Consider the following 8774-nt stretch of genomic DNA (forward strand, 5'->3'; position numbering starts at 1 on the left):
AATATCGGATCAAAGAATAGCAGGATTCGGTACTTCCCTGTCGTCCGCCTGAGCAGGATCGTCGCCCAGGCGCAGCGCCGCCTTGACGGCCGAGACGCGCGCGCTGTGCACGGCGTGCGCAATCTGCTGCTTGTTCTCGCCGCAGCGCAGCGCCACTTCGCCGGCGTTGACGGCGCGCGCCGCGTCCAGGGCGGCGAGCAGGTACGGTCCCTGCGCATAGGGCCGGGTGCGGAAATCGTCGCCCGCGCCGCCGCGCCCGCGAAAATCGCATTCGGCGGCCAGCAGCATTTGCCCGAAGCGGGCAGGTTTGCGGAAAGCGTCGCAGCGCTCGAACAGGGTGACCACGGTATTGGCGCGCAGTTCCCGGGCGCGGCTGATGTTGCCGTGCTCGCGCGCGGTCATCACGGCCAGGTCGCGGCACTCGCCCGGCACCTTGAGGCGCGCGCAGACGGCGTCGATCAGCGCCAGCCCAAGCTGCTCGTGGCCGTGGTGGCGCGGCCAGTGCTCGGGCGGCGTGGCGCCCTTGCCCAGGTCGTGCATCAGGGCGGCGAAGCGCACCGGCAGATCGAAGCCGCGTTCGGCCGCGTAGTCGATCACCAGCATCATGTGCGCGCCGGTGTCGATTTCGGGGTGGTGCAGCGGCGGCTGCGGCACGCCCCACAGGGCATCGAGTTCCGGCATGATGCGCCCAAGAGCGCCGCACTCGCGCAGCACGGCGAGCATGCGCGACGGGGTCTGCTCCATCAGCCCGCGCGCCACTTCCTGCCACACGCGCTCGGCCACCAGGGCGTCGACCTCGCCGGCGGCGACCATGCTGCGCATCAGCGCCAGCGTTTCGGGCGCCACCGTAAAGTCGGGAAAACGCGCCGCGAAGCGCGCCAGGCGCAGGATGCGCACCGGGTCTTCGGCAAAGGCATCGGACACATGGCGGAAGATTTTCGCTTCCAGGTCGCGCTGGCCGCCGAAGGGGTCGGTGATGGTGCCGTCGTCGGCGCGCGCGATCGCGTTGATGGTCAGGTCGCGCCGCACCAGGTCTTCTTCGAGCGTGACATCGGGCGAGGTGTGGAACACGAAGCCGCGGTAGCCGGGCGCGGTCTTGCGCTCGGTGCGGGCGAGCGCGTATTCTTCCTGCGTCCGCGGATGCAGGAAGACCGGGAAGTCCTTGCCGACCGGGCGAAAGCCTGCGGCCAGCATGTCCTCGGGCGTGGCGCCGACCACGATCCAGTCGCGGTCCTGCACCGGCAAGCCCAGAAGGCCGTCGCGCACCGCGCCGCCCACGATATATGTTTTCATGCTGAAGATGGTGTTGACTGAAACGCTATTATGGCTTGCCGCGGATTTCTTCGTCGTGGTGCGCGGCGATTTCGGTTTCGGCCAGCGCTTCGCGCACCCAGCGCGCCACCGCCGGATGGGCCTGGATGCGCTCACAATAGGCTTGCAGGGCCGGCGCCAGCGCCACGCCGTAAATCTTGAAGCGCATCACCACCGGCGCGAAAAACGCGTCGGCGATCGAAAAGTCGCCGAACAAGAACTGGTGGTGGCCGAAACGCGACAGGCACTCTTCCCAGATTTCGCTGATGCGGCCGATGTCGCCCTGCGCGCCCGGTGTGCGCCCGCGCCCCGGAAGGCTCATGCGAATATTCATCGACATGGCGTGGCGCAAATCGGCAAAGCCGCTGTGCATTTCGGCGGTGACCGAACGCGCCATGGCGCGCGCCGCCACGTCCTGCGGCCACATGTGCTTTTCCGGGAACTGCTCGGCCAGATACTCGCAAATCGACAGGCTGTCCCAGATGGTCATCTCGCCGGCGACCAGCACCGGCACCCGGCCCGCGCCCGAATATTCGGCGATGCGCGCCGACGTATCGGGCTGGTCGAGCAGCACGCGCACTTCGTTGAACGGAATGCCGAACGCGGTGGCCGCCACCCATGGCCGCATCGACCAGGACGAATAGTTCTTGTTGCCGATGATGAGCGTCAGACCGGCCTTTTTGGCGTCGTCCAGCGTTTGCGAGAGGGTCGGATCGAGTTCGGTGGTTTGCATTGTTACGCTTTCCGGAGAAAAGTAAGGAATCAGTGCCCGGCGCGAGCGCCTCGTCAGCGCCCGGCGCGCGCGCGGTAGTCGTCGAAGCGCTCGTGCGGCGCCAGGTAGTGCGGCGCCACCGCTTCGAGCGCGCGCAATTGCAGGCCGAGGGCGGCGGCGGTGGTGGCCTGGATGGCCGGATCGACCACGTTATCGACCTGCATCGAATCGAGGTTGTCGCGGCTGATCACCGGGTCGCCCGGCAGCAGTTCGAACAGCGCCGCCTGCAGGCGCGCCAGCGGGTCGGGAATGCCGAATACCGGGCGCGGATGGCCGGCAAAACGCCCGGCCAGGCGCACCAGCTCGGCCAGCGAATAGATCTGCGGCCCGCCCAGCGAAACCACCTGGTGGCGCGTTTTCAGGTCGCCCAGCGCGTGCACGAAGGCGTCGGCCACGTCGCCCACGTAGATCGGCTGGAAATCGGTGGCGGCGCCGGCCAGCGGAATGAACGGCAGCCACTTCTGCATGCGCGCAAAGGTATTGAGAAAACTGTCGCCCGGCCCAAACACCACCGACGGCCGGAAAATCGTGGCCGCCACCGAGGCTTCGGCGCGCGCGGCCACTTCGCCATCGGCCTTGGAGCGCTGGTACATCGACGGGCCGTCGGCGGCCGCGCCCAGGGCGCTCATGTGCAGGTAGCGCGCGACACCGGTGGCGGCGCAGGCGGCCACGATGCGGCGCGGCAGGTCGACGTGGGCACGCTTGAAATCAGGCCCGTACGGCTGGCCGCGGCGCGAATGCAGCACGCCCACCAGGTTGATGGCGGCGTCGGCTCCGGCCAGCAGGCGGCGCAGGGTGGCGTCGTCACCGACATCGGCGCCGACGACATCGACGCGCGGCAAAAAGATCAGGTGCCGGGCGCGTTCGGCGCGGCGGGTCGGCACGATGACCCGCGCGCCCTCCTGCGACAGACGCGCCACCAGATGGCTGCCGATGAAGCCGGAGCCGCCAAACACTACTACCGTCATCTGTTTCATCGTGCACGCTCCAACATGGGCCCGCAGGCGCATCAAGGCAGGTCGTTGCCCTGGGCGCTGCGCGGCGTGATTTTGCCAAGGCGCGCCTTGAGCGATTGCGGTTTGTTCTCGAACAGCGCGGCATAGTTGGTCGCGTTGGACATCACGTTCTTCACATAGATCCGGGTTTCCATGTACGGGATCGACTCGGCGAAGATGGCCCCTTCCATCGGCTCGGCGAGCTTGCCGCGCCAGTTGCGCATGCGTCCCGGTCCGGCGTTGTAGGCGGCCGTGGCCAGGGTCTGCGAACCGTCGGCGTTGTCGAGCACCATGCTCATGTAGTTGGCCCCGAGCAGGATATTGGTGCGCACGTCGGTCAGCTTGTTCTTGACGTAGTCGCCCAGGCCGATCTTGCGCGCCACGTAGGCGCCGGTGGCGGGCATGACCTGCATCAGACCGGACGCGCCCACGCTCGACTGCGCATCCATGATGAAGCGCGATTCCTGGCGGATCAGGCCATACACCCAGGCCCGGTCCAGGCCGAGCTGCTGCGCGGTCGGGTGCAGGATGTCGTTGTGCGGCGACGGGAAGCGCTGGGTGTAGTCGAACTGGGTGCGGGTGCGGTCCGAGGTATTGACCATGCGGTCGAGGATGTGGTTCACGCGCGCGAATTCGGCGGCCGCCAGCAGTTCGCGTTCGCTGAACTTGCGCAGCTCCCAGTTCCACTCGCGCGTGCCTTCCAGGCGCAGGCGCAGGCTGAAGAACTTGAGCGCGCGGCGCAGGCCCGGATTGCTGGCCATGGGCGCCATTTCCTCGGGCGTGAGGGCTGGGCCCGGCGGCGGGATCGAAATGAGCTGGCCCAGTTCTTCCAGCGCCAGCTGGCCGTAGAAGCTGTTCTGGTCGGCGATGCGCTGGTACAGGGCCACGGCCTGTTCCTGGGCGCCGTGTTCGGCCTGCAGGGCGCGGCCGAGCCAATAAGTCCACACAGGTTGCGCGCGCATCGGCGCGGGCATCGCGTCGATGGTGGCCTTGACGGTTTTCCAGTCGGCGCGGCGCAGGGCGATGCGGGTTTTCCACTGGATTTGTTCGGCCGTGAGCGGCGCGCCGGCGCTCTTGCGCCAGTAATCGTAGGCTTCGGGAGCGAGCGTGAGCGAGGCGGCGTGGGCGATGCCGGCCCAGCCGATGGCCTGCTCCTGGGGCGACAGGCGCGGCGCGTTCTTGTTCAGGGCCACCACGGCCAGGTTCTGGCTGGTGCGCGCCATGCGCGATACCGCCATCAGATAGATTTCGTGGTCGGCCCGGGTTTCGCCGATACCGCGCGCCATGGCCAGCGCCGGCAGGTCGACCGCCTGGGTGGCGTGCAGTTCGGACACGCCGAGCAGCGCGGCGATGCGTTTCGCCGGGCCGGTGGCTTTCGTTTCGCCGGCCAGGCGCAGCTGGGCCAGCAGGTCGTTGGCGTCGAACTGGCCGGATTGGGCCAGGGTGGAAATCAGGGAGCCGCAGGCTTCGCCATAGCCGGGCGGATTGGCCAGCAGCGCGCGGGCGTCGTCCGCCACTTTGTCGCCGCGCGCCGCGCGCGACATCAGGGCGTAGCACTTGACCTGGGTGTCGTCGTTGAGCACGAACAGCGGATATTGCTGGTCGAAATTGGCCCAGTCGCGCGCGCGGCCCAGTTCGAGCAGCCAGTCGTTGCGCAGGCGGTCGGCGATGGCCAGGCCCTGGTAGCGCTTGAGGAAATCGCGGAATTCATCGGCGGACGCCACCCGCACCCGGGTTTTGAGCCGATAATAATCGACATACGAGGGCACCGGATAGTTCTGCAGGCGCGAGGCGTAGGCGTTGGCCTTGGCGGCATCGTCCTGGCGCGCGGCTTCGCGCAGCAGCAGGAAGGTATCGTCGTCGGCGCGCGGGTCGTACGGGGGCGCGGGCGCCTGGGCGTACGCTGGGATCAGGCTGGCTCCGGCGGCAATCGCGAAGGCAAACAATTTCGGCAGGAACATCTGAATGCAACTCTCCATTGATACTTCATTTAACACATGACCGGCGAACCTAGAATACCATGCGGGCATGCCGCGCAGCCAGCATCGGCGCACGCAAATGATGCAATTGCACATATTGCCGACAAGGCAAGCTTGCGCGCCACGCTCAAGGCGGCCCGGCGCGCGCTCGATCCCCTGGAAAAGGCGCGTCTGGACGCGCTGATCGGGGCGCGCGTGCTGGCGTGGTGGCGTGGCCACACTGCGGCAGGCGCGGCTGCGCTGCTGGGGGTGTACTGGCCATTGCGGGGCGAGCCCGATTTGCAGCCGCTGTATGCCGAGCTGGCACGTGCCGGCGTGCCGCTGGCGCTGCCGCTGGTGGTCGCGCCCGATTGCGCGCTGGCGTTCGTGGAGTGGGTGCCGGGCGAGGCGATGGTCAGCGACCGCATGGGGGTGGCGGTGCCGGCCGTGCAAAGGGTGGTGGACAGGCCGGGGGTGCTGCTGGTGCCGTGTTTGGGGTTTACGGAAGAGCGGTTCAGGCTGGGCTACGGCGGGGGCTATTACGACCGCACGCTGGAGAAGGAGCCGAGGCCGGTGACTGTGGGGATTGCGTACGCGGGCGACCAGGTGGCGTTTGCCGCGGGTCCGCATGATGTGGCGCTTGATTGTGTGATTACGGAGCAGTGATCGTTAGCTTTTTGCACTGACATTTGCTGCGTCGTTCCCGGCCTTGGCGGCCCCCTTGGCGGGAACGACGACTCAAACATGAGCGTCAATCCATCTACATCGATGAATCAAGCAGCCTTCAAGCGCTCCCACAAGGCCGTGGTCGCCACCGCCTGGTTCATGCTGTAGAAATGCAGCCCCGGTGCGCCGCCGGCGAGCAAGCGTTCGCACAACTGCGCCACCACATCCAGCCCGAACGCCTTGATCGACGCGCTATCGTCGCCAAAACTGGCCAACTTCAAACGCACCCAGCGCGGAATTTCCGCTCCGCACATGTCCGAAAACCGCATCAATTGCGTGTAATTGGTAATCGGCATGATCCCCGCCACGACGGGAATATCGATGCCCAGCTTGCGGGTCTGGTCCATGAACGCAAAATACGCGTCGGCGTTGTAGAAATACTGCGTAATCGCGGCATTCGCGCCGGCCTGCACCTTGCGCGCGAAGTTCTGCAAGTCATCCTGCGGCGACCTGGCCTGGGGATGGACTTCCGGATATGCCGCCACTTCGATATGAAACCAGTCGCCCGTCTCGGCCCGGATGAACTCGACCAGCTCGCTGGCATAGCGCAGTTCGCCCGCACCGCCGTAGCCGCTTGGCAAGTCGCCACGCAAGGCCACCACGCGCTTGATCCCGTGCGACTGGAACTGTGTCAGGATCGCCCGGATCGATTCGCGCGTGGCGCCCACGCACGACAGGTGGGGAGCGGCGTCGTGGCCCTCGCCGAGGATCTCGACGACCGTGTCGAGCGTGCCCTGCTGGGTGCTGCCGCCGGCGCCGAAGGTGACCGAGAAATATTTCGGTTGCAGCAGCGCCAGTTTGGCGCGCGCCACGCGCAGCTTGTCCGCCCCGTCAGGTGTCTTGGGCGGATAGAATTCAATGCTGAAGTCAGGAGTTGCCATCTTTTTTGAGGAGTAAGGTAGACAGCGCCCACGAGATGATGCTGTACAGGATGGCGGCGCCGAAGGCCGACCAGAAACCTGACACTTGGAATCCGTCGATCAAGGTGGCGACTGTCCAGAACAGCAGCGCATTGATCACCAGGATAAACAACCCCATGGATAACAGGGTTACGGGCAGGGTCAGCAGTACCAGCACCGGACGAATCAGGGTATTGACCAGCCCGAGCACCAGCGCGGCACTCAGGGCCGACACCATGTTCGTGACTTGAACCGAACTCATCAGGAATGGCAGCGCGCATAGCGCCACTGCGTTAATCAACCACGTCAAAAGTAAGCGCATAAGGGGAGCGGGAGTCAGGTTAATATGAAAAAGACATCGTGAACAACAAAAAAACGGCGCGCCCTTTGCAGATGCGCGCCGTCGTTACCGATCAATAACGGTAGTGGTCAGGCTTGTAAGGGCCTTCCTTGCTCACGGTGATGTACGCGGCTTGCTCGTCGGTCAGCACGGTCAGTTGCGCGTTGAGCTTTTTGAGCTGCAGGCGCGCGACTTTCTCGTCCAGGTGCTTCGGCAGCACGTACACGCCGACCGGGTACTTGTCGGTGTTGGCGAACAGCTCGATCTGGGCGATGGTCTGGTTGGCGAACGAGGAGCTCATCACGTACGAGGGGTGACCGGTACCGCAACCGAGGTTGACCAGGCGGCCTTCGGCCAGCAGGATGATGCGCTTGCCGCTCGGGAAGATCACGTGATCGACCTGCGGCTTGATGTTGTCCCACTCATATTTCTTCAGTGAAGCGACATCGATCTCGTTGTCGAAGTGGCCGATGTTGCAGACGATGGCCTGGTCTTTCATGGCCAGCATGTGCTGTTCGGTCAGGATGTGATAGTTGCCGGTGCAGGTAACGAAGATGTCGCCGTGTTCGGCGGCGTAATCCATGGTCACGACGCGGTAGCCTTCCATCGCCGCCTGCAGCGCGCAGATCGGATCGATTTCGGTGACCCACACTTGCGCCGACAGCGCGCGCATGGCCTGGGCCGAGCCCTTGCCCACATCGCCGTAGCCGGCGATGACGGCCACTTTGCCGGCGATCATCACATCGGTGGCGCGCTTGATGCCGTCGACCAGCGACTCGCGGCAACCGTACAGATTGTCGAATTTCGACTTGGTGACCGAATCGTTGACGTTAATTGCCGGGAAGGCCAGCTTGCCCTCTTTGTGCATCTGGTACAGGCGGTGCACGCCGGTGGTGGTTTCCTCGGTCACGCCCAGGATGTGCGGCAGGCGCTTGGAGTACCAGGTGGCATCTTTCGCCAGATGGCTCTTGATCGAGTTGAACAGGCAGATTTCCTCTTCCGAACCCGGGTTGGCCAGCACCGACGGATCGGTTTCGGCGCGCGTGCCCAGGTGCAGCAGCAGGGTGGCATCGCCGCCGTCGTCGAGGATCATGTTCGAATACACCGGCTGGCCGGCTTCGCTTGGCCACTCGAAGATGCGGTGGGTGTAATCCCAGTATTCGTCGAGGGTTTCGCCCTTGACGGCGAACACAGGCGTGCCAGCGGCGGCGATGGCGGCGGCGGCATGGTCCTGGGTCGAGTAGATGTTGCACGATGCCCAACGGACCTTGGCGCCGAGGGCTTCCAGGGTCTGGATCAGGACGGCGGTCTGGATGGTCATGTGCAGCGAACCGGTGATGCGCGCGCCTTTGAGGGGCTGGGCCGCGGCGAATTCCTCGCGGATCGCCATCAGGCCGGGCATTTCGGTTTCAGCGATCTTGATTTCCTTGTCGCCCCAGGCGGCCAGGGAAATGTCGGCGATATGGAAGTCTTGCGAAGTTTTGAGTACGGCGTTCATCACGCCCTCCTTTCAGTTAGAAAAAAGTAACGTGAGCGCAGTTGCGGTGGAATTTCCGAGCCTGGCGAAATGGGCATTTCGTCGCAACGCTCCTCGGAACGAACAAGTGTAGCCGCTAACGCCAAGTTGCGCCAGCCAAATTTCTCGGCTGCGGCAAAATCCCAAAATCTCAAGAAACCACCTACAACCGGGGTGCGAGCGCGGGCGCGGGAGGGTTGGGGGGCGCGGGCGGGCCCCGGGGGGGGGCGTTTTGCGGGGGGCCCCACCGCGCGGCC

Annotated in this window: 8 protein-coding genes and 1 riboswitch; of the genes, 1 reads left to right on the forward strand and 7 read right to left on the reverse strand. The window is 65.3% G+C overall.

The genetic code is table 11. The features are described 5' to 3' along the window. Positions 1-9 precede the first annotated feature (9 nt). The 4 genes from F2P45_RS31005 to F2P45_RS31020 are packed head-to-tail and all read right to left on the reverse strand — an operon-like array spanning position 10 to position 5057. Positions 10-1293: a multifunctional CCA addition/repair protein gene (locus F2P45_RS31005; RefSeq protein ID WP_166882075.1), complete on the reverse strand. Its 1284-nt coding sequence runs from the start codon at positions 1291-1293 to the stop codon at positions 10-12. Positions 1294-1321: 28 nt separating this feature from the next. Further along, entirely contained in the window at positions 1322-2044 is a 723-nt protein-coding gene (locus tag F2P45_RS31010) for a glutathione S-transferase family protein (RefSeq protein ID WP_166882076.1), read from the reverse strand. Positions 2045-2097: 53 nt separating this feature from the next. After that, positions 2098-3060 (reverse strand): complex I NDUFA9 subunit family protein, encoded by a 963-nt coding sequence (locus F2P45_RS31015; RefSeq protein ID WP_166882077.1) that lies wholly within the window; start codon positions 3058-3060, stop codon positions 2098-2100. Positions 3061-3092: 32 nt separating this feature from the next. Further along, positions 3093-5057, reverse strand: a complete 1965-nt coding sequence (locus F2P45_RS31020) for a lytic transglycosylase domain-containing protein (protein ID WP_229505401.1) — start codon at positions 5055-5057, stop codon at positions 3093-3095. Between the two features lie 18 nt (positions 5058-5075). On the opposite strand from F2P45_RS31020, the gene F2P45_RS31025 reads away from it, so the two are divergent. Beyond that, on the forward strand, positions 5076-5702 hold the full coding sequence (locus F2P45_RS31025; protein ID WP_166882079.1) for a 5-formyltetrahydrofolate cyclo-ligase: 627 nt from the start codon (positions 5076-5078) through the stop codon (positions 5700-5702). Between the two features lie 107 nt (positions 5703-5809). On the opposite strand, the gene metF is transcribed toward F2P45_RS31025, so the two are convergent. The 3 genes from metF to ahcY all read right to left on the reverse strand — a co-directional run bounded on the left by metF (position 5810) and on the right by ahcY (position 8499). Then, positions 5810-6643 carry a methylenetetrahydrofolate reductase [NAD(P)H] gene (gene metF, locus F2P45_RS31030; protein ID WP_166882080.1) on the reverse strand — a complete coding sequence of 278 codons (834 nt, stop codon included), beginning with the start codon at positions 6641-6643 and terminating at the stop codon, positions 5810-5812. Beyond that, complete coding sequence (locus F2P45_RS31035) at positions 6630-6983, reverse strand: phage holin family protein (RefSeq protein WP_166882081.1); 354 nt, start codon at positions 6981-6983, stop codon at positions 6630-6632. Before F2P45_RS31035 ends, metF begins: the two co-directional genes overlap by 14 nt. Before the next feature lie 91 nt (positions 6984-7074). Continuing rightward, positions 7075-8499, reverse strand: coding sequence for an adenosylhomocysteinase (gene ahcY, locus F2P45_RS31040; RefSeq protein WP_166882082.1), 1425 nt, complete (start codon positions 8497-8499; stop codon positions 7075-7077). Positions 8500-8525: 26 nt separating this feature from the next. Continuing rightward, positions 8526-8600: riboswitch (S-adenosyl-L-homocysteine riboswitch) on the reverse strand. Positions 8601-8774 lie beyond the last annotated feature (174 nt).

Source organism: Massilia mucilaginosa (genome assembly GCF_011682145.1).
Classification (GTDB): Bacteria; Pseudomonadota; Gammaproteobacteria; order Burkholderiales; family Burkholderiaceae_D; genus Telluria_A; species Telluria_A mucilaginosa.

Excerpts from the sequence above, each read along its gene's own strand:
- F2P45_RS31005 (WP_166882075.1), bottom strand. The coding sequence starts at position 1,293 with ATGAAAACATATATCGTGGGCGGCGCGGTGCGCGACGGCCTTCTGGGC.
- F2P45_RS31010 (WP_166882076.1), bottom strand. The coding sequence starts at position 2,044 with ATGCAAACCACCGAACTCGATCCGACCCTCTCGCAAACGCTGGACGAC.
- F2P45_RS31015 (WP_166882077.1), bottom strand. The coding sequence starts at position 3,060 with ATGAAACAGATGACGGTAGTAGTGTTTGGCGGCTCCGGCTTCATCGGC.
- F2P45_RS31020 (WP_229505401.1), bottom strand. The coding sequence starts at position 5,057 with ATGGAGAGTTGCATTCAGATGTTCCTGCCGAAATTGTTTGCCTTCGCG.
- F2P45_RS31025 (WP_166882079.1), top strand. The coding sequence starts at position 5,076 with ATGACCGGCGAACCTAGAATACCATGCGGGCATGCCGCGCAGCCAGCA.
- metF (WP_166882080.1), bottom strand. The coding sequence starts at position 6,643 with ATGGCAACTCCTGACTTCAGCATTGAATTCTATCCGCCCAAGACACCT.
- F2P45_RS31035 (WP_166882081.1), bottom strand. The coding sequence starts at position 6,983 with ATGCGCTTACTTTTGACGTGGTTGATTAACGCAGTGGCGCTATGCGCG.
- ahcY (WP_166882082.1), bottom strand. The coding sequence starts at position 8,499 with ATGAACGCCGTACTCAAAACTTCGCAAGACTTCCATATCGCCGACATT.